General features: G+C 64.4%; 1 protein-coding gene. It reads right to left on the minus strand.

The features are described from left to right. Positions 1-233 (minus strand): superoxide dismutase (locus EYB28_RS19615; protein ID WP_205711071.1); only part of this gene is annotated, 233 nt, incomplete at both ends.

The raw sequence follows: 233 nt of genomic DNA on the forward strand, positions 1-233 counted from the left end.
TCGGCCTTGACGTTGAGGTAGTCGAGGTAGAAGGCGTGCTCCCACATGTCGAGCATGAACAGCGGGGTGATGCCGACGGGGACGTTGGCCTGCTGGTCGAAGAGCTGGAAGATCAGCAGCTTCTGGCCGAGGGAGTCCCAGCCGAGCACGGCCCAGCCGGAGCCCTGGATACCGGTGGCGGTGGCCGCGAAGTGGGCCTGGAACTTCGCGAAGGAGCCGAACTGGTCCTTGAT

The organism is Isoptericola sp. BMS4 (assembly GCF_011634835.1).
In the GTDB taxonomy this organism is placed as follows: Bacteria; Actinomycetota; Actinomycetes; order Actinomycetales; family Cellulomonadaceae; genus Isoptericola.